This window comes from Paraburkholderia sp. BGA-UO-ETr-F12, from assembly GCF_059567945.1.
The window spans coordinates 528803-551001 of the sequence record NZ_JCAQOZ010000056.1; the positions used below are offsets into that span (position 1 = coordinate 528803).

Here is a 22199-nt window from a genome sequence, read left to right on the forward strand (position 1 = left end):
AGCACGCTCAGAGATACGCCGCGAGCAGCATCACCACGGCAGCGGCTACGCCGAGCGGCAGCAGCGCCAGCAGAGCTGGCGTGTGCCGCGGCGCGTCGATCGAGGAGGGCAGGAGCTTGTAGCCGGTTAGCATCGGACGCAGCAGGTTGTGTCCTTTCGCTATCGCATAGAGAGCGATCACGACCACGTGCAGCGCCACTGCGGCGAGCAGCATGTCCCAAACAAGCCCGTGCAGTGTCGAAATAGCATTGGCGAGCCACACGGGCACCAGTTCGCTCAGTGGCCCTTCGTCGGCGATGTCGTTGTTGACGTAGAGCCCGCTCAGCGTTTCGATGAGCAGCAGCGCGAGCAGCAGCAGGACCATCCAGCCGCCGGCCGCATTGTGACCCACCTGCACATCCGGCTCGCGGCGAAACAGGCGGCGCAAATGACGAAGTGCAGCCGTGGGCGACGCCACGAAACTGCGAAAGCGCGCGGTCTCACTGCCAAAGCAGCCCCACAACAGCCGGGCAATGACGAGGGCAAGCAGCGTCTCGCCGACCCGGACGTGCCAGTCGATCCAGTTCAGCTTCAAGGTGACATAAGCCGCCGCGACCAGCACGACCACCAGCCAGTGAAACAGCCGCACCGGCGCGTCCCAGACCAGCACCGGGCGGCGAACAGGTTGTGCCGGCCGCGTGACAGGCTCGTGAGCATCCATGTGGTGCCTCCGTGCGCATCATCTTACCGTCTCTAACTTGTGTTCGTCGGACTCAGGAAGGCCCTGCCGGATACGCGTCGTCAACGTCCCCGAATCTGACGTGGGACCTGGCGCGCTCGAACCGAGGCACAAGCACAGGTAGCAACTAAGGTGTAGTGTCTGAAACACGAGCAGGATGACAGATTCATTCACGATCATTCACGACACGCCCGGATGCCGCCCGCTACCGTGTGCCCGGGCGCGGCTGTTCGCCAGCCTTATGAAGGAGCATTCAGCATGCTGAACTACCCTGCTGCCTATCAATCCACCAAGGGTTCGGCGCTTGACGTCGATAAGTCGTTCTATCAACGCGTCGCCTCGCAGCACGGCACCCGCACGCTGATTGAATCGATCGTCGTGCCGATTCGTTCGGGCCGGGCGTGGACCGTGCAGGCGGGTCAAGTGTTTCGCATCGTGACGATCGAGGGTCCGCAGGTGGCCGATCTGAACATGTGGAACCTGCACAATCCGCGCGAGCGGATGTGGGCCTCGCGTACGCGCCAGTTACAGCAGGCGCACGTCAGCACGTTCGACCGTCTGTGGTCGACGCTGCCGTTCCTGCGTCCGATGGTGACGATTACCGATGACAGTCTGGCCGATTACGGCGTCGACGAGCACGGCGGGCGGGTTCACGATCTGCTTGGCACGCGATGCGATCCCTATGTGAACCGGATGCTGACCGGCGAGGATTTTCATTTCCACTGCCACTCCAACCTCACACGCGCGATCGCTCCGTACGGATTGACCGAATACGACGTGCACGACGTACTGAATGTATTCCAGTGCACCGGCCTGAATCAGGAAGACAAATATTTCATGAAAGCATGCCCGGCAAAGAAGGGGGATTACCTCGAATTTTTCGCCGAGATCGACTTGCTGTGTGCGCTGTCGACCTGTCCGGGTGGCGATCTCTCGGTGCCGATGTGGGGACCGGACGCGCGCGATCCGCTGGAAGTGTGCCGGCCGCTCGGCATCGAGATTTACCAGCTTGCGCCACCGATGCTCGCGGGATGGGCGCCGCCATCCGTCGCTGCGTACAAGGGGCAACATGGGATGACGCTGCAGCAGCCGGAGTGGAAAAGCGGTTGATGGTGATCGGACCGCCATTTATCACGCGGCAGACTTGCGCGCGACAAAGTGGAACCATGACTCATCCCTCAGATCGTCACCTTCCCGTATGCGCCGTCCCGTCGAGTTTCCGAACACCGCCTCTGTGTGCAGACCCACTTCGGCAAGTTGGCGAAGCTGCGTGTCCATATCGGTGTACATGATGACAATGCCGAATTCGTGCGCGGCACAAACCCGGATCGCGTAGCCGTCGAACTCATGATTGAGAGGCGAATAGCGCAAGTAATTGAGGGTGCCGATTGCCAGCGAATAGGCGATCCTGGCGACATCGATACAGACTGAAACCGGATTGATCGACAGGTTTGGCAAGCGTAAAAGATGCAGCGGATTTTGACGGTAGCTCGGTCCGCGCAGGTTGTGGGCAGAAAAGAGTGCCAGGCCGCCTGGCTTCAGCAAGCGGCTGAACTCCCGCAGAACGGCGCGGCGGCCCGGGTAGTCCACCGCATCGATGCCGTTGTAACTGAATACGACCAGTCCAAAGCTCTCGTCCGGAAAGGCCGACATGTCGCGGGCGTCCATCTGTTGCACGCGGATGCCCGGATGGTTGCGGCGGCAGATCGTGACCATTTCGGGCGTGTAGTCGACGGCGGTGTAGTCGTGGCTGATCGCCGTCAGCAAGGCTACGGTTCGGCCCCCGCCGACGCCTACATCGAGAACCGGCTGGTGTCGCGCATACTGCGCCACCCAGGCGAAAGCTGCCGCCTCACCCGGATCGGTCCATCCGCTGGCGACGGCGAACCCATTGCGCCCGCTGCGGCTGCTCCACACCGCCCGGTTGATCCGATCCTGCATGTCGGTGGAAGCCACGTTGTTTCTCGATTCAAATGTCTCCCTGCCAAACTACACCTCGCTGGGGTCCGCTTGTGTGCGGTAGCTCACCGTGCCGCTTTTTACCCGACGTTTTCTGTTTACCGATTATTGACGTGCTGAACGCCGGGTTGCGGATTTGCGTCGACCCGCACTGTTGCTGTCACATGATTGTCACTGCGTAGGAATCCTGCCATTTCATCAGATGCAAGACGCGTCGTCTCGAACGCGCGAAGAAACTATTCAGTTCCCTACGAAGTCGCGTACCCCAGCCGCTCAAAAGCTTTGAGCCGTCCGCGTTCGACGCCTAACACAATCGCTCCCAGCAACACCGCATCGGTCGCGGTTGCGGACACCGCGAATTCAGGCACGGGAATCGGCAGCCAGTCGGCGAGATGAGCGCGGATTGTCGGTAGCAGCAGGGCGCCGCTTCGCCCGATCCCACCGCCGAGCACTACCAGCTTCGGATCGAGAATCGGAATAATCGACGCGAGTCCCCACGAGAGTTGCCGTGCTTCTTCGGCCACGCAGTCGAGTGCGCGCGGATCGCCGGCGTGGGCCGCCACGAATACGCCTTCCGCATTGGCCACCTCAAGGCCGAGCCGCTGCGCATGCGCGACGATTCCCTTCGCCGCGGCGGACACCTCGAACATTGGACGATAGATTCCGTCGGACTTCGAGCCCACTACCGGCGCCGCGGGCAGCACGGCGATCTCGCCGGCAAAACCGTGGGCGCCGCGATGCAGCCTGCCATCGGCGATGATCCCCAGCCCGACGCCCGTGCCGACCCACATAAAAACGAAGTTGTCGACGCCGCGCCCCAGGCCATGCTGCTGTTCGCCCAGTGTTGCCAGGTTGATGTCGTTCTCAACCAGCAGGTCGGCGCCAAGCGCTTCCCGCAGCGATGGAATCAACCCCACGCGCTCCAGATCCGGCAGGTTCGGCGCGAGACGCAGCCGGTCGCTTTCCGCATCCAGCACGCCTGGCGAGCCAAGTATGGTCGCGAGAACCTCGCTCTTCGCAATGTGCTGTTCTTCGAGCATCGCGCCGACCAGTTCGACGATTCGGGCGACCAGCCGTTCCACGCGGGCAGGGGTGCGTTTGTCGAGCCGGGCCACCACCGTCCCGGTCAGATCGGCGAGCGCGCCTCGGATCCATTTGGCGCCGACGTCGATCGCGACCACGAAACCCGCTCGCGCGCGCGGCGCGTAAAGACGCGGCGAGCGTCCCGCGCTGCCGCCGCGCACGCCCGTCTGCTCGACGAGCCCCAGCCGCTCGAGATTGCCGAGCGCGGCCGTGACCGTGACCTTGGACAGCCCGGTGCTCTCCGCCAATTGCGGACTGGAGGCGGGCGCCAGCGACAACAGATGCTGATAGATGGCCCATTCGTTGCCCTGGCGGACGAACGCGGGACCTCGCGTGACGGTGACTGTCGGCCGGCTGTTCTTTCGATGCGCGTGCATGGGGCGTCTGGTTTCGGGATGGCCGATCCTATCAACGACTGTCCGGCTGGGCAAGCCGCGCGCCGTCGATACGGGTTGAAAACATTTTTGATGCGATTGCATTAGTAAAGAAAGTTTCCTATCATTCGCAAAAAAACGGATGGACCCCCGGAGCATCTGACTATCAACGCGGCGCAGGCCGTAAGGAGACGTACATGAGCGATTCTGCCTGGCAGGAGCCGTCCTCAACCGCGCTGGCTGGGGCGGCGGAGCGGCCGGCGGCCGATGCGCCGCATTTCCACCGTTCCGTCGGCCTGTTTTCGGCGACCGCGGTGAACATGATTCAGATCTGCGGCGTCGGCCCATTCCTGACCATCCCGGCGATCGTGGCCGTGATGAATGGGCCGCTTGCCGTCATCGGCTGGATTTTGGGCGCGTTGCTGGCCATGGCGGACGGTCTCGTCTGGGCGGAACTTGGCGCGGCGATGCCTGGCGCGGGCGGCACCTATCTGTACGTACGCGAAGCATTCCAGTACCGCACCGGCAAGCTGATGCCCTTTCTGTTCGTCTGGACCGCGATGCTGTCCATTCCGCTCATCATGAGCACGGGCATCATCGGCTTTGTTCAGTACCTGGGGTTCTTCCTGCCGAATCTTTCGGCGTGGCAGACGCACGCGATCGGCGTCGTGGCGACCGCACTGGTGGTCCTCGCGCTGTATCGGCGGATCGAATCGATTCGCGCGTTGAGCATGGTGCTGTGGATCATCATGATGCTGGCGGTCGGGCTGACCATTGCCGCTGCGTACTCGAACTTCCATCTGAGCCTTGCAACGACGCTGCCGGCCGACGCGGGCGATCCCGGCAAGTTCTTCACTGGCCTCGGTGCGGGCCTGATCATCGCCATCTACGACTACGCCGGCTACAACACGACGGCGTACATGGGCGATGAACTGAAGAATCCCGGCCACGTCATGCCGCGCTCGATCATCATTTCGATCATCGCCATGATGGTCCTTTATCTCGCCATGAATGTCGGCGTGATCGGCACGGTGCCATGGCAGGAAGTGGCCAAGTCGACCTCGGTCGCGTCGCTCGTCGTGTCGCGCAACTGGGGGCATGCCGCAGCGGCGATTGTCACCGTTCTGATCCTGGTGGCGGCGCTTGCTTCAGTTTTTGCAGGGCTGCTCGGCGGCTCACGCGTGCCGTTCTATGCGGCTCGCGACGGAGTGTTTCTGGCCGCATTCGGCAAGCTGCATCCCAGGCACAACTTCCCGCACATTGCTTTGCTGGTGATGGGTGTGGTCACCGCGGCCGGAACGTTTTTCGATCTGACCGCCGTGATCAACATGCTGGTCGCCGTCGCGGTGCTACTGCAGTCGGTGGCGCAGATCGCGGCGTTGACCGTGCTGCGTCGCCGTCAGCCGAACTTGCATCGTCCGTATCGGCAGTGGCTCTATCCGGTGCCGAGCCTCGTTGCGCTGCTGGGTTGGCTCTATGTTTTCTATGCAACCGACCGTCAATCCCAGTTGATGTCGACCGGCTGGCTCGTCCTTGGGTTGATCGCGTTCCTGATCTGGGCGCGTGTCGCGCGACAATGGCCGTTTGGTCCGAAGCTTATCCGTGAGGTGTATCTCGAACGCCAGGCGGACAACATTGCAACCGTGAATAGCGAAGCGCATGCACGTTAAAGACCTGACTGAAATCCAGCGCACCGGCGCTAATGTTGATGTTGATGTTGATCCAAACGGATTCCTGCTGGCCATCGATTTCGGTGGCACCAAGATTGCCATGGCGACCACCACGCCAGCAGGGCAGCGTCTTCATGAAACGGAAATTCCGACTCTGGCGGAGCAGGGCGCGGAGGCCGTCATGCGGCGCATGTTCGAAGCAGCGAGGGCGCTGATTGCGAAGACGCTTGCCGGCGTGGAACGGCAGTTTCTGGCGGTGGCCGCGGTCACCCCCGGCATCATCGAACCCGACGGCATCCGGCTCGCGCCGAACAATCCCGGTTGGGACCAGCTTGCGCTCCACGATGTGCTGCGCGCAGGCTTCGGCGCCCAGTGCGTCACCGTCGAAACCGACGTCAAAGCCGCTGCACTGGCGGAGGCGCGCTGTGGTGCGCTCGTCGGCGTCGATTGCGGCCTGTATCTGAACCTGGGGACGGGATTGGCAGCGGCTGCGGTGATCGATGGAAAAGTGCTGCGTGGCGCGAATGGCGCGTCGGGCGAGATCGGCTACCAGTTGCGTGGCGTCGTGGACGAAGTGCTGTTCGCCGATGGCGGCGCGTCGCTGGAAGACTTCGTGTCCGGCCGTGCGATTGCTGATCGCGTGAGCGTTCTGCTAGGACGAAACGTCAGTACGCACGAGGCGTTCGCGTTGCAGGACTCGTTGCCTCACGTGGCGGCGCTGATCGACGACGCATTTGCATGTCTCGCGAGGCACGTCGTCAATCTGACGCTGATGCTGGACCCGTCGCGGATCGTGATCGGTGGCGGAATGGCGCGTATCCCAGGGATTCCTGACGGTATGCGTTCGCTGCTGGCGCGAGCCGTGCCGTATCCGCCAGAAGTGGCGATTGCCGCTTTCGGTCACGGTGCCGCCTTGCAGGGCGCGATTGTGGCCGCGAGCGATGCGTGGGCGTTGCGCCGCTCGCCTCCCGGTCGCTCGCCGTTGCGCGAAGTCGCGTCAGTGACCTAACCCGCTTTTGGCGATCTGCTGCTCTACGTATTGGGCGAACAGCGCATGCAGATGGGTAGTCGGATGAAGGTCGTCCGCGAACATATAGGTCTGGTCGGCATTGGGTGTCACGTAGGTCGCCGGTGAACACAGTAACGCCGTATCGTCCGGCGTTTTCTTGGGGTCGCAGGCCTGGGCGGTGTTCGTCACCGTGAAGCCGTTGGCCTGATAGTTCGCGATGATCTGGCCGACCCATGTATAAGCGTCGATCTGGATGACCTTGCCTTGCAGGCCGTTGGCCTGCAAGGCCGTGTTCAGGTCCGCGTTGAAAAGTTGCGATAACTGGGTCAGATTGACTCCGCCGTCGGAGGAAGCGATGCCTTTAGGCGACAGGCCGATGTTGGGCACATTGACCACCACCACATGCGTGGCGCCGTTCTGAACGATCTGCCCAACCAGTTGTGCAAGCGTGGATGCCGCGGTCTTCACGGTCGGCGCCGCGGCCGGCAGCGAGCCGGCGCGAAGCACGTCGTTTGCGCCGGCCCAGACCAGCACCAACTGATTGGAATTGAAGCTTCCGTGCGCGTTCAGATAGCTCGAAACCTGCTGATTGACCGGCATTTCGACATTGCCGATCACGTCGGAAAGAAAATCGTACGTGTTCGCCGGCGTGGCCACCGTCGAGCCACCCTCCGCGTAGCCGAAACCGCCTTGCGCGCTCAACTGATGGCCGACGTCGATCGTAAACGCGGCGCTTAGCGAACCGCCGTAATATTGCGCGACGTCCTGACCCCACACTTGCCCCGGATTCGTCGTGAAACGTCCGCCGCCGACCGCACTGGCAATCGGCGCATAAGTGCCGACGTCCGACAGGCTGTCGCCGAACGAGACGACTTGCAGACTGACGCCGCCCGGTGGCGTAGCCGCGCTGCCGCCGCTACTCGAACTGTTTCCACCGCCGCATGCGGCAAGCAGTGAAATCATTCCAGCAAGAATTGCAATACGTACCGTACGTACCGTACGTGCCTCGTCGCAAACTGCTCGCATAGCGCCTCCGCTGCGGGTCGGCCGGGCAGGTGCCCGCCCGCCTGTCCGTGGCCTTGCGACAGGTATCTCCATGTAGCAAAAAGCGTGCGCCGTCGTTGACGGATTGTCGATGCTGCCGCGTGCCTGGAATGTCGGCCCGATGTAAGGTCAATCGCGTTTGCGCGTTTGCTACGTTGGCCGGAGCGGCGAACCCTGTCTCTTGTCGGATTCGAGGTACACCGGCTGGTCAAAACGTCCTCGCACACGGGCCGGTTACAAGATCTGTTTTGCCGTGGCTCGCGACTCACCAGTTGTCGCGCATCGGAATCGACTCGATCGACCCGGTCGCCAGCGCGAGCGCCGCTGCCGCCGCCAATGCACTGCTGTAACTATCCGCGTCCGCGTTTTTCGCTGCGAGTAATTGATTCTGTGCGAGCAGCGCGTCAGTGATCGAACCGACTCCTTGCCGATAAGCGTCGAACGCGGCGTTGTAAGTCGTTTGCGCCGCGGCGAGCAGTTCTTTTGCAGCGTCCTGCGCGGCAAGGCTCGTCTGCAGCGTATTCTGCGCGGCGACGATTTGCCGAACCGCTTCTTCACGGCTTCGAATCAGACGGGTCGACGCGCTGTCGGCGTCGTTGCGTGCCTGCGCGAGCACCGCCGATCGCAAGCCGCCGTCGTACAGCGGAATCGCCACACCGACGATCACGCTGCCGCCGTAGCGGCCGCCGCTCAGGTTCACCGTCGGCAATTGCTGGCCGATGGCGGGAACCGCTGAAATCGACGAACTGCCGGTGTTGTACGCGCCGTTCGCGGAGAGGAATACCTTCGGCATGAAGTCCGATTCGGCGGCTTTCACCTTCGCGAGATTGACCCGTTCGGCTGCGTACGCGCTCAACACGTCCGGGCGTCTCGCGATGGCGTTCGACACGATCTGGTCGATCGAATCGCTCGTCACGGCCGGAAGCGCATGCGCCGGCATCTCCGCGATCCTGGGCTTGGAGAGCGGGGAAATCCCCATCGCGCCAATCAGCGCGAGATAGCTGTTGCTTTCGGCGCCCTGGGCCTGGACGAGCGCGAGCCTCGCCTGTGCGCGATTCTGGCTGGCCTGCGCCACCTCGATGACCGTGCCGATGCCATGCCTGTAGCGCGACTGTGCCGCGGCCAGGATCGCTTCGGCATTGCCGAGGCCCTGCTGTGTGGTGGCGATGCGGGCGCGTGCGGCCTGGTACGTATAGAACGCGACGCTGACGTCGAAAATGATCTGCTGATGAACCGCGGTGAAGGCGATGTTCGCCATCACCGATGCCTGCGAAGCGGCTTCGACGCGCGCGGCGCGGCCGCCGAAATCGAACAGCAGCCATTGCAGCGCGACCACTGAAGTCATGCCGTGCCCGGTCGCGCTCGACGACGAATCGCCGAGTACGGAAGTGGTCGAATTATGGAGTCCGGCGTATTGGCCCATCGCCGCGAGCGAGAGTTGCGGAAGGTAAGCGCTCTTCGCGATGCCGGCCGCGAGCGCGACATTGCGCGCGTCGTTCCACGCAATGCGGGTCAGCGGGTTTGCCGATTCCGCGAGATCGATCAGTTCGGGTAGATCGTAAGCATGTGCCTGCTCCAGCGCCGGTGGCGGCGGTACGGCGGCGAGCGCGGGATTCGCCGGGAGTTCGTAGCCGCGAGGGGAGCTGGCCGATGCGGCAGCGGACGCAACCGCGCCAGTCGAAGCAGCCGACCCGGCAGGCGCCTTTGGCCCAGGCACGATGGCGCCGGCCGCGTCCGTCTGCGGTTGCCACGGACGGTCGGGGCTATCAGGCGCCATGTCCAGCGACGACGTGGCGCATCCGGTCAAACCCGCAGCGGCCAGGATCGCCAGTGCGAATGAAGGGTTAAGCCGGCGCATGAGTGGCGAGTCCCTTCGCTGCGTCGTTCGACGCAGCGTGTTCGAGTTGAGTGAGGCGTGCATCGCCGAGACGATGCAAAGCGATACGTGTGTCGTCATCGGCTGTTGTTTCGGGCAAGGCCGCACTGGAGGCGACGGGCAACGCCGGGTCGCGTTCCGGCTCATCCACGACCTGCGCGAGCCAGCGCTCCACTACGGCATCGCCCCGGCGACGCTCGGCGAGCAGGAACATCGGCCCTTCCAGTGCATCGAGCCTGGCCAGTGCGGCGCGGCGTTCAGCGATCCACTGCGCGTCGGGGCGGACCCACGACGGCTCGTAATGCATCAGCGCGAGGTCCTGCTCAAGCGCGCCGCACTGAGCCATGGCGCTTGCGGCCTGGGCCCGGCGCATGACGCCATCGGGTAGTGCGGCGAGCCGCGCCCACTGCTGGCGCAGCGTGGCGAGCCCGGCGTCGACACGCGCGGCCACGGTGACCGGCCACACGCGCGTGAAAACCAGATAGACGACCACATTGCCGATCAGGATCCCGATCGTGCGATCTCGCGCAAGCGTCAGATCGTAGCCCGGCGCCGCGCCCTGCAACACGCACATGAAGAACACCAGGGCGATCTGGAAACCGGCATACGCAATCCGCGGCGAACCGAAAGCGATCCACGCCGACAGCCATGCGCCAATCAGCACGAGCGTCATCAGGCCGGCGACGGACGTCAGCACCGGTGTCACGAATACGATGGCCGCGATACCGAGGACGGCGCCCACGAGGCAACCGGCAATCCGCAGCGTCATCTTCTCGACGGTCTCGGCGGTGGTGCCGAGCGACACCATGTAGACCGTGATGAAGCAGGTATGGATGCCGGGCCAGTTGATCTGTGAATAAAGCAAATAGCAGAACATGGCCGCTACGGTAGTTTTCAGCGCGTAGCGGACGTGATCGGGATTGCTGAATGCATCCGGCAGGAAGAACCCGCCGCGCTTGCCAGCGGGAGGCGGCGTGGTGCCGGCTTCGCGTTGACTTTGGGGTTGTGCTTCGGCCTCGACTGCGGTTTCGGCCTTGTCTTCACTTGCGGCATCGGTGCGTGCTTCGACCACCGCGAAGCGGGCGATCGCAGCCTGCAGATCTTCGACGACGATCTTCGCAAGCGGCGTCAGTTCGGCCCTGCCAGGCAGGCTGAGTTCAATGTCGACCGGATAGCCGCCCGCCTCGAGCATGCGGGCCATGTTCTCCAGCGTGGCGGCGATCGGCGTGACGAACGATGCCGGCAGCCGCGCCGACGGTTCGCTCGCCGCGAGATCCGCTGCGACCAGGATCGCTAGCGTCGACGACACGGCTTGCCGCAGCGGCGCGACGTCGGCACGTACCGATGAACCGTCGACGACCGAAAGTTTGAGCCACGTGCCGATCTCCGCATCGCCTTCGCGCAGGCATGCGCCGAGCGCATGAGCCGTCGCCTCGGGTTCGGCGAGGCTCTGCGCCGCGAGTCGCAGACGCTCCGCCAGCGCGCGGTCGGCGAGCTTGCGCGGCGACGGCGACATTACCAGGTTGACGCCGATCGATACGCCGATCGGAATCGCCACCATCAACCATGTGTAGAGCAGGGCGCGCGTCGCCACTTCGCCGAACGGAACGCTGCCGAGTTCGTCCAGTGCAAAACCGACGATCATCGCGATGATCGCGCCCACCGGCCGCAGCTTGCTTGCCGAGGTGATGAACAGGAGACCGAACGAGAGTGCCGCGATGCACGCGACACGCCACATGGGATCGTCGAGCACAAACATGGCCACTACCGTGACGACCGCGATGATCAGCGTGACCAGCACGAGCAGGGCCGAGCCCAGCACCACGCTCAAGACCCGGTCGGGCCGGTTCAGAAAGAACACGACGTAGGCGGAGATCGCGGCTTCCGGCGTGCCGTATGCGCTCGTCACAAACGCCGTCAACGCGCAGATCAGCGCGATGCGGGTTGCCATTGCCGCGCGCCCGGGATAGGGCGCGAGCAGCTTCAGGATATCGGCGAGGCCCGGTCGGGCGATGTCACCGGCAGGCGGCGCCATGCCGGACCTCGACTATCGCACTCGCACCGATCCGCACCAGCCGGGCGGCCGGTTCATCGAGCCGCACCCGCACGGGAAAGCGCTGGGCGACCCGCACCCAGTTCACCGACTGTTGGACGATCGGCAAGGTGCGCGGCAGATTGATCCGGTCCGAATCGGCCACGCCCGCGCTGATCCCGACCACCTCGCCGCGAATCGCCTGGCTGCGGTCGATCATGGAGTACACGGTCGCGCAATCCCCCGGCTGGATGCGCGCGAGCGCGCCTTCGCGGAAGTTGGCGACAGCGAACCATTCGTCCGCGTGGACCAGCGTGAAGATCGCTTGATGCGGTGCGACGGTCTCGCCCGCCAGCACCGATAGCCCCGTGACGAAGCCATTCTGCGGCGCACGCACGACGGTGTCTTCGAGGCCGCGTTGCGCGAGTGCGAGCGCGGCTTCGCGCGCATGCACGGTGGCGACGGCGCCGGCCTCGTCGCCGATCGTCTGCGCGGTGGCCTGCTTCTGCTCCTGCGCCTGTTTGAGCGACAGCGCCGCATCGTGTTGCGCGACCTGCGCCTGATCCAGTTGCTGGACCGGCACGTAGCCCTTCGCCACCAGCGGCGTGAGTCGCTGCACGGTGCGCGAGGCCAGTTCGTAGTTGTGTGCGGCCTTGCCGGTCTGGTCGCCGGCAATGGCCGCATTCGCGCGCTCGCCGACCAGCGACCTGCGCCGCGTATCGAGCGCCGCGCGAGCCACTTCGAGATCGGCCTGGGCTTGCGCGACCGCCAGCCGGTAAGGCACGGGATCGAGTTCGAAGAGCACGTCGCCCTTGGCGACCCGCTGGTTCTCCTGCACCGGCAGCCGGATGATCCTGCCGCCGACGGGCGAGGCGACGTGGACGACGTCGGCGTCGATCGTGGCGTCGTCGGTGGAGGGGAAGCGGGTGGTCCGGTCATAGCCGTACCAGGCCGCCGCGATGCCGAGCACGACAATCACGCCCGCGATCACGCGGCCTTTGACGGAAGCTTTGCGCAAGCCGGCGATTTTCATAAGAGCTGTCCTGTTCCCGAAAGCCAGAAGAGCACGGCGACCGTCAGTCCGATTGCCAGGCACACCGAGAGCTGATACGGGACGATCTGCGCCCACCCCGTGGAGACGAAGATCCGATGGGCGATCACCGCGCCGACGAATCCGGCTACCGCGCTCATTAGCCAGAGCGGGAAATAGGCGCCGAAGATTTCATACGACGGCGCGCCACGCAGCGTGCATCCCTGCAAGCACAAACTCAGGGTAAGGACGCCCGCGAGGGCTGGCAGAGCCGGCGCGCGGTGCGCGAGCGAGGCGCGGACGCCTCGATGTTTTGGCTTGAACGGCATTGCGGCGTCGCGAGGTGTGAATGGGTTAGCGGAACAACGGGATGACGGCACTTTACCAGCGCACCCGTTTCGTTTCGACTCTTTCGCATGTGCTGGTTTGGTGCACCCGCTATCGCCAGTCATTAACCGGTTCCATGTCATTGATATTCATGCACATATTCGTATTTGAAGCGAGCACGTTCTATGCATTGCGAATAATAAGCATCGTAGCAATGGCAGCGTTAATCGCAAAAAATGCTTTCCGTCAAGTCTGTGTTATCGAAAGGCGGTTCTTCAATAATCGTTAAAGACTTTTCTTTTACTGCCGTATACAGGTTTGCGCGATTTTGCGCAGGGTAATTCGAGATCTAACCGATCATTTTGCGGGATTGAGAATCCGCACTCTGAACTAATAAAATGAAAATGAAATCAACATCAAAATCACTTCTACTCGTTTCAATGCTGGGGTCATTGATGCTTGCCGCGTGCGGCGGCGGAGGCGGCGGCGATAGCGGTACGCCGAGCGCTCAATCGGCCAGCACGCCAGCTGCCGCTCCGGCGTCGACGCCGGCCGCCACGCCCGCCTCGGCACCGGCGCCGGCATCGGCGCCGGCATTGACCGGTGAGGCACCGCCGAGCCTGAGCGCGCCGCAGGCCGGTTCGACGGCCGCTACCGGCAACGGTTCCGAAGGCATCTGGACACAATCGGGCGCGTCCAACATGACGGCTTTCCTGGACCCGGCCGGCAATCTTTCCTATATCAACGGCCTGTTCTCTTTCGTGACGGGGACCTTCTTCGGCACGATCTCCACGACGGCGTCGAGCTGGTCGTTGCTCAACGGCTTCGAGACGTTCAGCAGCCTCAGCTACACGGCTAGCCTCGGAAGCGGTACGTTCGCCGCGAACCAGACCTTCACGGGCAGCTATACGGCCAATAGCCAGGTCGTGAATCTCGCGTTGAACTACGACCCGGCGAATGCGCTCGCGGTCACCCAGTCGAGCGTCGCGGGCACGTGGGCACAAGGTCAGACGACGATCACGGTCGACAATGCCGGCGCCTTCACCGGCACGCTTCAAGGCTGCGGTGTCACCGGCACGCTGACGCTGACCACGCCGGGTTCCAGCAAGAACCTGTACACGGTGAGCCTGACGGGCACGACGGCCGGCTGCTCGTTGCGCCCGGGCACGACCTACACCGGCAGTTCGGCGATCACGTTCCTGCCCGTTTCCGGCAGCACGACGTTGTACAAACGGAGCATCGTCTATCTGTTCAAGGCGGCTGACAACTCGCTGGTCGGCTACGGTCAACTGACGAAGCAATAAAGCGGTTTGGGGCCACGGTGCGCGTTGGCATGCCGTGGCTCATGAAGATCCGTGCGTACCGCACCGCGACGGATCGGGAAAGAGAGGAAGCCGCAGCAGCGCGAAAAGAGGGAGCTAGTGCCGCTCAACGAATATTGGCGTGAGAAATAGAAATGCATCTCGCGCGATTGTGCTCACGTGAGCGTACGAGGCGCGTTTAGAATACGCGAACTGCCGGGATCACCCGGTGGCGCAAAGGGATTCAGAATAAATTCATATCGCATAGGCCAGTGCGATTCATAGAGAGCAGTTATTCGTCGGCGGGCAAGCCGCGCGAGGCTGTCGATAACCGGTAATCGAGCTTTCATCAAGGAGCCGCCGACCCATGCAAAGTCACTACAATCTGGGGTTAGTCGTCGTTTCTCTCATCGTCGCGACGCTAGCTTCCTTCACCGCCATTGATCTTGCCGACCGGCTTTCCCTGCTGACTTACGCTCGCGCCCGCCGCATATGGCTGGCGGCCGGCGCGTTGGTGATGGGCATCGGCATCTGGTCAATGCACTTCATCGGGATGCTGTCGTTTTCTCTCAGCATTCCGATTGGCTACGACTTTGCTATCACCTGTTATTCGCTTGTCATCGCCGTACTCATCTCCGGTTTTGCGTTGCATGTCGTCACGCAGGAACGTCTGAAGCTGTCCCATCTGCTCGCAGGCGGGGTCTTGATGGGCTTTGGAATCGCCGGCATGCATTACATGGGCATGGCCGCGATGCTGATGAACCCCGCTATCAGTTACGAGCCGACTATTTTCATTGCGTCGATTGTCATTGCCATCGCAGCTTCCACCGCGGCGCTGTGGGTCGCACACACGCTGCGCCACGGCGACCAGCACCATGTGATGCGCAAGCGCGTTGCGGCGGCCTGTGTCATGGGCGCGGCGATCGCCGGCATGCATTACACCGGGATGGCCGCGGCGAATTTCCCGGTTGGGTCGGTTTGCGGTGCGGCGAACGGCGTCAAGCCTGAATGGCTCGCGGCGGCCGTCATTCCGTTTACGTTCGCGATTCTGCTTGTGACGTTGCTGCTGTCCCGTCTTGATGCCCGGGCCGAGTTTCTCGCCAACTCCGTTGCCCGGCTCAATGAGCAGATCGATCGCTTGCGGGGTCCGATACCTTGAGCGGGCTGCCGCGCTCTAGCGGCGCCCGCTGCGGCCCCACACGTAGCGCACCCAACGTTGCCACCGGCTGCGCTGCGGCGCGCTAGCGTGGTGCGAGGCCTGCTCTTCGCGGTCCCGTTCAACGCTTTTCTGCACCTGCTGGTGAATCTGGCGCAGGGTCATACCTCCGGGGCCTTCCAGTTTGTCGGGATCGGTGTCGTCTGTCATGACCATGGCCTCGTGCGGATGACTCGACTCGATCTTGATACAGATGGATAGTCGCGGCAAGCAGGTTAGAGCCGCCTTCAAACCCGCGGGACTGGCACAATCTGGGTGACCTCCGATTCGCTTGGGAATCTTCATGCCAGATGCTGTGCCGTCTTCACCGCCTTCGCCAGCCTCGCGGCGTATCGGCCCTTTGTTCGCGTTGTTTCCCTTCCTGCGGCCCTATGCCGGCCGCTGGGCGCTCGCGTTTCTTGCGCTGGTGACCTCGGCGGGCGCCACGCTAGTGTTGCCGGTAGCTTTCAAATACCTGATCGATCGCGGTTTCGCGAGCGGCGAGCGGGCGCACATCGATCGCTATTTCTTCGCGCTCTTCGTCGTTTCGCTGGTACTTGCCGGCGCCACCGCGGCACGTTTTTATCTCGTGTCATGGCTGGGCGAGCGGGTTACGGCGGACTTGCGGCGTGCGGTCTATAACCACGTGCTGGGGATGAGTCCGCAGTTCTTCGAGACCACGCAGACCGGCGAGGTGCTGTCACGACTCACCGCGGACACCACCTTGATCCAGACGGTGGTGGGCACCAGCCTGTCGATGGGGCTGCGCAACTTCTTTCTGCTGACCGGCGGCCTGACCATGCTGGCGGTGACGAGCCCGGTGCTGTCCGGTTACATCATCGCGACGCTGATCGTGGTGGTCGCGCCCATCGTGATCTTCGGCCGGCGCGTGCGGCGGCTTTCGCGCGCGAGCCAGGACAAGATCGCGAACACGAGCGCGCTGGCGGGCGAGGTCCTCAATGCGATGCCGACCGTGCAGTCCTATACGCAGGAGCCCTTCGAGACACGGCGTTTTGCCGGCGCGGTGGAGGCAGCCTTTGAGACCGCGCTCACGCGCATTCGCGCACGCGCGTGGCTGACCGCCGTGGTGATCGTGCTGGTGTTCACCGCCATCGTGTTCGTGCTGTGGCTCGGGGCGCAGGCCGTGCTGGCCGGGCGCATGACGGCGGGCCAGTTGTCCCAGTTCATTCTCTACGCGGTGTTCACGGCCGGCGCCGTGGGAGCGGTCGCCGAGGTATGGGGCGATCTGCAGCGCGCCGCCGGCGCCACCGAGCGTCTGCTGCAACTGCTGGCGGCGCGCTCGCCGGTGCAGGAGGCCGGGACCACGGTTGCACTGCCGGCGCGCGGCGAGGGCATCCGCTTCGACAACGTCAGTTTCTCGTACCCGTCGCGTCCTGGCATTGCCGCGCTTTCCGCACTGTCTCTCGATGTTCGTCCGGGTGAGCATGTCGCCCTGGTCGGGCCGTCCGGGGCCGGCAAGACGACGTTGTTTCAACTGCTGTTGCGCTTTTACGATCCGCAGTCCGGCAGCATTCTGATCAACGGCGTCGCGACGCGTGACGTGCCGCTCGTCGAATTGCGCAAAGAAATCGGCGTGGTGCTGCAGGAATCGGTGATCTTTTCGGGGAGCGTGCTCGACAACATCCGCTACGGCGCGCCGGATGCCACCCTGGCGCAAGTGCAGCGGGCTGCCGATATGGCCGCCGCGGCCGGTTTCATCGAAGAATTGCCGCAAGGCTACGATACTTTTCTCGGCGAGCGTGGCGTGCGACTGTCGGGTGGACAGCGCCAACGCATTGCGATCGCACGCGCGATCCTGAAGAATCCGCCCATCCTGCTGCTCGACGAAGCAACCAGCGCGCTCGATGCCGCCAGCGAGCGGCTGGTCCAGAAGGCTCTCGACAATGCCGCGCAGAACCGCACCACGCTGGTCATCGCGCACCGTCTCGCGACCGTGCAGCAGGCTGACCGCATTGTCGTACTGGAACAAGGCCGCATCGTCGCGCAGGGGCGGCACGCCGAGCTTCTGCTGAGCTCGCCGCTTTATGCCCAGCTTGCGGCCCTGCAGTTCGGCGAGCCGGCGGGGCTGGCCGCGCAGGGGGCGCTCTGAGCGACCCGGTTGGCTCGGTGCGAACGGTGTGTCTGCTACCAAGGGAATGGATCGTCCCAGCGACAGGCACCCCGTGCTTAACTACCTCACACCGAATGGGAAAACCGAACCAATCACGCGCCCTACGTTGCAGGCCATCCCACAATCGGTGGCGCTACACCACACCACCTCAATGCGGCTGCGCGATCTCCAGCGCATCGCGAAGATAGGCGAGCATGGCCTGATCGATTCCCGTGCCCGACAGGATCGCGGGTTCGTTCTCGTAGGCAGCGTGCAGTTTCCGGTGAGTTTCCGGGTCCGGGCCGACATAATCGTTAAGCAGGTCCATCCAGCGCAGCGCTAGCTTTTGAACCGATGGCTCGTGAGCGGTTTTGCCGCTTTCCATGGCGCGCCGGATTTCCGCGACGAGACCCGGCCATTCGGAGACGTAACGCTCGTCTCTGTTACGCATGCGTTGCAGTTCCTGCGGTGACAGGTATTTTGCATATAGCGCGAACTTCGAGTGCCTGATAGCGCGCGTCATATACGCCATCAGCTCAGTCGTAATACCGCTTTTCACCTGCAGCGACGGTTCATTGCGATGCATGGTGTCGAGCTTCGACAGCAGACCCGGGTCGCCGCCGGTGTAATCGGCCACCAGCGAGGTCCAGCGCTGCGCCAACGCCTGGGCCTCGTTGCTTTCGACAGGCGCGTTGCGATCCATCAGCGCGTGCACCGCCTGAATCAATGCCGGCCAGTCGGCCGCCCCGGCGCTCTTGTTCGAACGAAGCTGGTTCTGCTCTTCCTGCGTAAGATATTTATCTTGCATGGTCATCAACTCCAACGTGGTTAGCCAGTCGGCAAGATCGGGTTCTTCTCCCGTCATCAACTGCCCGCGCAAACGATGAAGCCTGTCGCGCAGGTCGGTTGCCCGATCGATCTGTCGAGTCAGCGCTGCGATCTGCTGCTCGACAATCGAAGCGAGGGAGGAGTCCGGTCTGGCCAGCAAGGCTCCGATGTCGGCCAGCGACAGGCCCAGCCGCCGCATCGCCTGAATCTGGTGCAGCCTGGCGATGTCGTCGCGGTTGTAGAGCCGGTAGCCCGAATCGGAGCGGGCAGAAGGCGTGAGCAAGCCGATTGCGTCGTAGTGATGAAGCGTGCGTACCGTAATGCCGGATCGCCTGGCTAGTTCACCTACTTTCAGCAGCATCGAAATTGCTCCTTTCTTCATGCCTGCATGGAGACTAAAACCTGACGTTGCGTGAGGGTCAAGCAGGGCATTGAAACTTCAAAACGTCAAAGTGTTGAGGCGGCAATCGTGCCCGTTGTCACTTGTCGCCGTGCTTCGCCTGCCAGCGCTGCATAAACGCGATCTCCTCGTGTTGCGCCTTGATGATGTTGTGGGCGAGGCGTTTCAGCTCGGGATCCTTGCCGTATTTCAACTCTACCTGGGCCATTTCGACCGCGCCCTGATGGTGCGGAATCATATGCGCGACGAAGTCCTTGTCGGCGTTGCCCGTGTAGGTCGGGGCATCCATGGCCTGCATCATTTTCTCGTCGGCGTCCTTGAAAGCATGGGTCGACGCACTCGACCCGGTGTCCGCCGGGTGGGACATGTCCATGCCCGGCATCGACGCCGCCTGTTGTGCGTGGACGGGTGTTGCCGCGACGGCGAACGCCATGCCGCTCACGACGCAAAGGGCACGGAATGCGCGAAGATTTTTCATGTTTTTCATATTGGGTGTTCCGTTTGGGACAAGGAGATATCAGACGGCCATGAATGATGCTGCGAACAGGGGGGCGCGCGCAACGCGCCAGACATGGCCCAATGCGCTCTGTTCAGGTCCTGAGCGAAGCATGAAAGCCCGCCGCCTCGATTGCCGCGATGACGCGTTGCGGCGGCAGGCTCGACGCGACCTTCACGATTTTAACGGCGACATCGACGTCGAGCTTCGCCGCGGGGTCGAGACCAGTCACTGCACGGGCAATCGCATTGGCGCAGCCGCCGCACGTCATATCCGGGATTGCGAATTCCATTTCCCACCTCCAGTGTGAAGTCAGAACCTGAGCTTGGACCTTCCCACCGCGGGAAGGTCAAGCGTATTTATCCTTGTTCATGTTGTCAGCGACCGTGAGCCCTCGGGGTGAAAAAAAATGGCCCGGGCCGACCAGCTTCCTGCCTTACAGTCTTCTTAATCAGCGTGCTAGACTCCGTACCCATGTCTTACTGGCGCAAACTTTTCCTCGTCGTGCTGCTCGCGCTGAGCCTTCCGGTTCAGTCGTTCGCGGTCGTCTCCATGAAATGCGAGTCCTCGCAGATCGGTGGGGAAGGTGGGGCCATGCGTTATCAGAATGCCAGTGAGATGATCCATCAGCATGGCGGAGCCGAAATGATGACGGCCGCTGGCGGCCATGATGACGCTAGCGTGCAGGCCCAGAACCACAGTCATCAGGGCGATGCGCATCATGCTCACACCTGCGCGGCTTGCGCGTCCTGCTGTTTCGGCGGTGGTTTGCCGGCTGATCCGCAAGCGGCGATATCCGCCGCCGTTATTCCTTTCGCCGTACCTCTTCCTCCTGCAGCCCGCGTCGCGTCGTTTCTGACCGACGGCATCGAGCGACCTCCCCGAATCTCTGTCGTCTAGTTCTTTCGCAGCGTGAAGCTGCGATGTTCAATTTCGCCTTGATGGCCGCACGTTGCACGTCGGCCGTCCGGGTGGCATACGACGAGAAAATCAATGCGAACGTTTATTGCGGCGCTGCTCGGCGCGACGGCAGTATTGCCGGCGCTCGTGCACGCCATGCCCACACGTCCCGATCCGGCGGATCCCGCGGCATCGGTTCCTGCTGTGAATGTACCGTCAGTCTTTGCGGACTATCGACCTTATCGGGAGCAGAAAACACCCGGCTGGCAATTGCTAAATCGCGCGGTGGCGAGTCCATCCGGCGGGGCCGGAATGAACCACGGTCAAATGCATTCGGATAGTGACGCTGATGATGATGCCAACGATGGCGACAACGATGACCAGCACGGCGCCCATCACGAGGAGCCGGCGAAATGAAGCGCACTCCGTTTCCAGACAGCCGCGTCATCGCCGCCGTCACCGTGCTGGTGGTTCTCACCGGCTGCACGACGTTTTCGAAGGACGGCGGCTTCGACACTGTTTCCACCACGGCATCGCAGCGGCTTGGAAAAGACGCCGTGCTGGTGAGAACGGACGAAAACCGCAGCGCTGTAGCCCGGCGCACGCAAGAACTGTTGTCCAGGCCACTCAGCATGGACGACGCCGTCCAGATCGCACTGCTGAACAACCGCGGATTGCAAGCCGCGTACAGCGACCTCGGCATTGCCGAGGCGGACCTGGTACAGGCGGGACGATTGCCGAATCCCGGCTTCACCTTCAGCCGTACACACGGGGGCAGCGATCTGAGCATCAGCCGCACATTCACGCTCGGCCTGTTGAGCGTGCTAACGCTGCCGTTGGCGACGCGCATTGAAAGCGGCCGTTTCGAGCAGACCCGGCTGCTCGCGGCGGATGCCATGCTCAAGGTCGCCGCCGACGCGCGCCGCGCCTATATCGGTGCGGTCGCGACGAAGCAATCGGCTGGCTACGCGGAGCAGGTGAAGGACTCGGCGCAAGCCGGTGCCGAGCTCGCGCTGCGCATGCAGCAGGCCGGCAATTTCAGCAAGCTCGACTACGCGCGTGAGCAGGCCTTCTACGCGCAAGCCGTTGTCCAACTGGCGAAGGCGCGGCAACAGTCCGTATCCGCGCGGGAAAAACTCACTCGTACGATGGGCCTATGGGGTTCGCAGGCCGAGTATGACCTCCCCGAGCGTCTGCCCGACCTGCCCGCAACCCGGCCCGAGTTGCCGGATCTCGAGCGCTTCGCGATGGAGAACCGCCTGGACATTCAGGCCGCGAAGCTGCAGACGCAAAGCGTGGCACGTTCTCTAGGCCTGAGCCGGGCAACGCGATTCATCAATGCGCTCGATGTCGGGTATCAGAACAACTTCACGAGCTCCGATGGCCGCGAGCAGGGCTACGAGATCGGCGTCGAGATTCCGCTCTTCGACTGGGGCGCCTCGAAAGTGGCGCGCGCCGAAGCGATCTATCTACGGTCCGCGAACCGCGTCGCCGAGACCGCGATCAACGCGCGCTCCGAGGTGCGGGAATCGTATTCGGCCTATGTGACGAACTACGACGTAGCGAAGCACTATCGCGACGAAGTGGTGCCGATCCGCAAAACCATGTCGGACGAACTGCTGCTTCGCTATAACGGCATGCTCGCGAGCGTATTCGAACTGCTCGCCGATTCGCGCGACCAGATCGGCGCCGTGAACAGCGCGATCGACGCGCTCAGGGACTACTGGCTCGCGCAGACCGATCTGCAACAGGCGCTCGGCGGCCGTCTGCCGCCTCTCGCAATGGCCGCGGCGCCATTCGCATCCATGGCGCCGCAAGCGTCATCCACCGATTCTGAAGGGCAATGA

Annotated in this window: 22 protein-coding genes; 9 read left to right on the forward strand and 13 right to left on the reverse strand. The window is 63.1% G+C overall.

Annotated elements, in window-relative coordinates; all coding sequences use genetic code 11:
- Positions 1 to 7: 7 nt before the first annotated feature.
- On the reverse strand, positions 8 to 700 hold the full coding sequence (locus AC57B6_RS26380; protein ID WP_496422405.1) for a cytochrome b/b6 domain-containing protein: 693 nt from the start codon (positions 698 to 700) through the stop codon (positions 8 to 10).
- Positions 701 to 976: 276 nt separating this feature from the next.
- Here AC57B6_RS26380 and AC57B6_RS26385 point away from each other — a divergent pair, with 276 nt between their 5' ends.
- Positions 977 to 1828: an urea carboxylase-associated family protein gene (locus AC57B6_RS26385; RefSeq protein ID WP_030098945.1), complete on the forward strand. Its 852-nt coding sequence runs from the start codon at positions 977 to 979 to the stop codon at positions 1826 to 1828.
- 21 nt (positions 1829 to 1849) lie between these two features.
- On the opposite strand, the gene AC57B6_RS26390 is transcribed toward AC57B6_RS26385, so the two are convergent.
- Both AC57B6_RS26390 and AC57B6_RS26395 read right to left on the reverse strand, forming a co-directional pair.
- Positions 1850 to 2659: a class I SAM-dependent methyltransferase gene (locus AC57B6_RS26390; protein WP_496422451.1), complete on the reverse strand. Its 810-nt coding sequence runs from the start codon at positions 2657 to 2659 to the stop codon at positions 1850 to 1852.
- 266 nt (positions 2660 to 2925) lie between these two features.
- Complete coding sequence (locus AC57B6_RS26395; protein WP_167440588.1) at positions 2926 to 4137, reverse strand: ROK family transcriptional regulator; 1212 nt, start codon at positions 4135 to 4137, stop codon at positions 2926 to 2928.
- A gap of 194 nt (positions 4138 to 4331) precedes the next feature.
- Between AC57B6_RS26395 and AC57B6_RS26400 the strand changes: the two genes are divergently transcribed.
- Complete coding sequence (locus tag AC57B6_RS26400) at positions 4332 to 5804, forward strand: APC family permease (protein ID WP_496422406.1); 1473 nt, start codon at positions 4332 to 4334, stop codon at positions 5802 to 5804.
- Positions 5794 to 6813: an ROK family protein gene (locus tag AC57B6_RS26405; protein ID WP_496422407.1), complete on the forward strand. Its 1020-nt coding sequence runs from the start codon at positions 5794 to 5796 to the stop codon at positions 6811 to 6813. Before AC57B6_RS26400 ends, AC57B6_RS26405 begins: the two co-directional genes overlap by 11 nt.
- Here AC57B6_RS26405 and AC57B6_RS26410 read toward each other — a convergent pair.
- The 6 genes from AC57B6_RS26410 to AC57B6_RS26435 all read right to left on the reverse strand — a co-directional run bounded on the left by AC57B6_RS26410 (position 6802) and on the right by AC57B6_RS26435 (position 13825).
- On the reverse strand, positions 6802 to 7839 hold the full coding sequence (locus tag AC57B6_RS26410; protein ID WP_496422408.1) for an SGNH/GDSL hydrolase family protein: 1038 nt from the start codon (positions 7837 to 7839) through the stop codon (positions 6802 to 6804). The genes AC57B6_RS26405 and AC57B6_RS26410 overlap by 12 nt on opposite strands.
- A 283-nt stretch (positions 7840 to 8122) precedes the next feature.
- Positions 8123 to 9715: a TolC family protein gene (locus tag AC57B6_RS26415; RefSeq protein WP_496422409.1), complete on the reverse strand. Its 1593-nt coding sequence runs from the start codon at positions 9713 to 9715 to the stop codon at positions 8123 to 8125.
- The gene (locus tag AC57B6_RS26420; RefSeq protein ID WP_496422410.1) at positions 9702 to 11768 is read right to left on the reverse strand and encodes an FUSC family protein; all 2067 of its coding nucleotides are present in this window, start codon (positions 11766 to 11768) and stop codon (positions 9702 to 9704) included. Before AC57B6_RS26420 ends, AC57B6_RS26415 begins: the two co-directional genes overlap by 14 nt.
- Positions 11749 to 12798, reverse strand: a complete 1050-nt coding sequence (mdtN, locus tag AC57B6_RS26425) for a multidrug transporter subunit MdtN (protein WP_030098937.1) — start codon at positions 12796 to 12798, stop codon at positions 11749 to 11751. The genes AC57B6_RS26420 and mdtN overlap by 20 nt, the downstream gene beginning before the upstream one ends.
- Positions 12795 to 13124, reverse strand: a complete 330-nt coding sequence (locus AC57B6_RS26430; RefSeq protein WP_081832886.1) for a hypothetical protein — start codon at positions 13122 to 13124, stop codon at positions 12795 to 12797. Before AC57B6_RS26430 ends, mdtN begins: the two co-directional genes overlap by 4 nt.
- 506 nt (positions 13125 to 13630) lie before the next feature.
- Positions 13631 to 13825, reverse strand: coding sequence for a hypothetical protein (locus tag AC57B6_RS26435; protein WP_496422411.1), 195 nt, complete (start codon positions 13823 to 13825; stop codon positions 13631 to 13633).
- Between AC57B6_RS26435 and AC57B6_RS26440 the strand changes: the two genes are divergently transcribed.
- Positions 13824 to 14426 carry a hypothetical protein gene (locus AC57B6_RS26440; protein WP_353956459.1) on the forward strand — a complete coding sequence of 201 codons (603 nt, stop codon included), beginning with the start codon at positions 13824 to 13826 and terminating at the stop codon, positions 14424 to 14426. The genes AC57B6_RS26435 and AC57B6_RS26440 overlap by 2 nt on opposite strands.
- Positions 14427 to 14790: 364 nt before the next feature.
- Positions 14791 to 15582, forward strand: a complete 792-nt coding sequence (locus AC57B6_RS26445; RefSeq protein ID WP_496422412.1) for an MHYT domain-containing protein — start codon at positions 14791 to 14793, stop codon at positions 15580 to 15582.
- A gap of 15 nt (positions 15583 to 15597) precedes the next feature.
- Here the strand turns inward: AC57B6_RS26445 and AC57B6_RS26450 are convergent, their stop codons facing one another.
- Positions 15598 to 15789, reverse strand: coding sequence for a hypothetical protein (locus tag AC57B6_RS26450; RefSeq protein ID WP_474631480.1), 192 nt, complete (start codon positions 15787 to 15789; stop codon positions 15598 to 15600).
- Between the two features lie 133 nt (positions 15790 to 15922).
- Here AC57B6_RS26450 and AC57B6_RS26455 point away from each other — a divergent pair, with 133 nt between their 5' ends.
- Positions 15923 to 17728, forward strand: a complete 1806-nt coding sequence (locus AC57B6_RS26455) for an ABC transporter transmembrane domain-containing protein (protein ID WP_178370291.1) — start codon at positions 15923 to 15925, stop codon at positions 17726 to 17728.
- 169 nt (positions 17729 to 17897) lie between these two features.
- Here the strand turns inward: AC57B6_RS26455 and AC57B6_RS26460 are convergent, their stop codons facing one another.
- From AC57B6_RS26460 to AC57B6_RS26470, 3 genes are all read right to left on the reverse strand, one after another.
- Complete coding sequence (locus AC57B6_RS26460; RefSeq protein ID WP_028193914.1) at positions 17898 to 18917, reverse strand: MerR family transcriptional regulator; 1020 nt, start codon at positions 18915 to 18917, stop codon at positions 17898 to 17900.
- Positions 18918 to 19035: 118 nt separating this feature from the next.
- Positions 19036 to 19434 (reverse strand): CopM family metallochaperone, encoded by a 399-nt coding sequence (copM, locus tag AC57B6_RS26465; RefSeq protein ID WP_028193913.1) that lies wholly within the window; start codon positions 19432 to 19434, stop codon positions 19036 to 19038.
- 112 nt (positions 19435 to 19546) lie between these two features.
- Positions 19547 to 19744, reverse strand: coding sequence for a heavy-metal-associated domain-containing protein (locus tag AC57B6_RS26470; RefSeq protein WP_030098931.1), 198 nt, complete (start codon positions 19742 to 19744; stop codon positions 19547 to 19549).
- Between the two features lie 182 nt (positions 19745 to 19926).
- Here AC57B6_RS26470 and AC57B6_RS26475 point away from each other — a divergent pair, with 182 nt between their 5' ends.
- From AC57B6_RS26475 to AC57B6_RS26485, 3 genes are all read left to right on the forward strand, one after another.
- Entirely contained in the window at positions 19927 to 20352 is a 426-nt protein-coding gene (locus AC57B6_RS26475; protein WP_183796677.1) for a hypothetical protein, read from the forward strand.
- Positions 20353 to 20445: 93 nt separating this feature from the next.
- Positions 20446 to 20769 carry a hypothetical protein gene (locus AC57B6_RS26480; protein WP_030098929.1) on the forward strand — a complete coding sequence of 108 codons (324 nt, stop codon included), beginning with the start codon at positions 20446 to 20448 and terminating at the stop codon, positions 20767 to 20769.
- A complete protein-coding gene (locus tag AC57B6_RS26485) occupies positions 20766 to 22199 on the forward strand; it encodes a TolC family protein (RefSeq protein ID WP_454807754.1) in 1434 nt (477 codons plus the stop codon). Before AC57B6_RS26480 ends, AC57B6_RS26485 begins: the two co-directional genes overlap by 4 nt.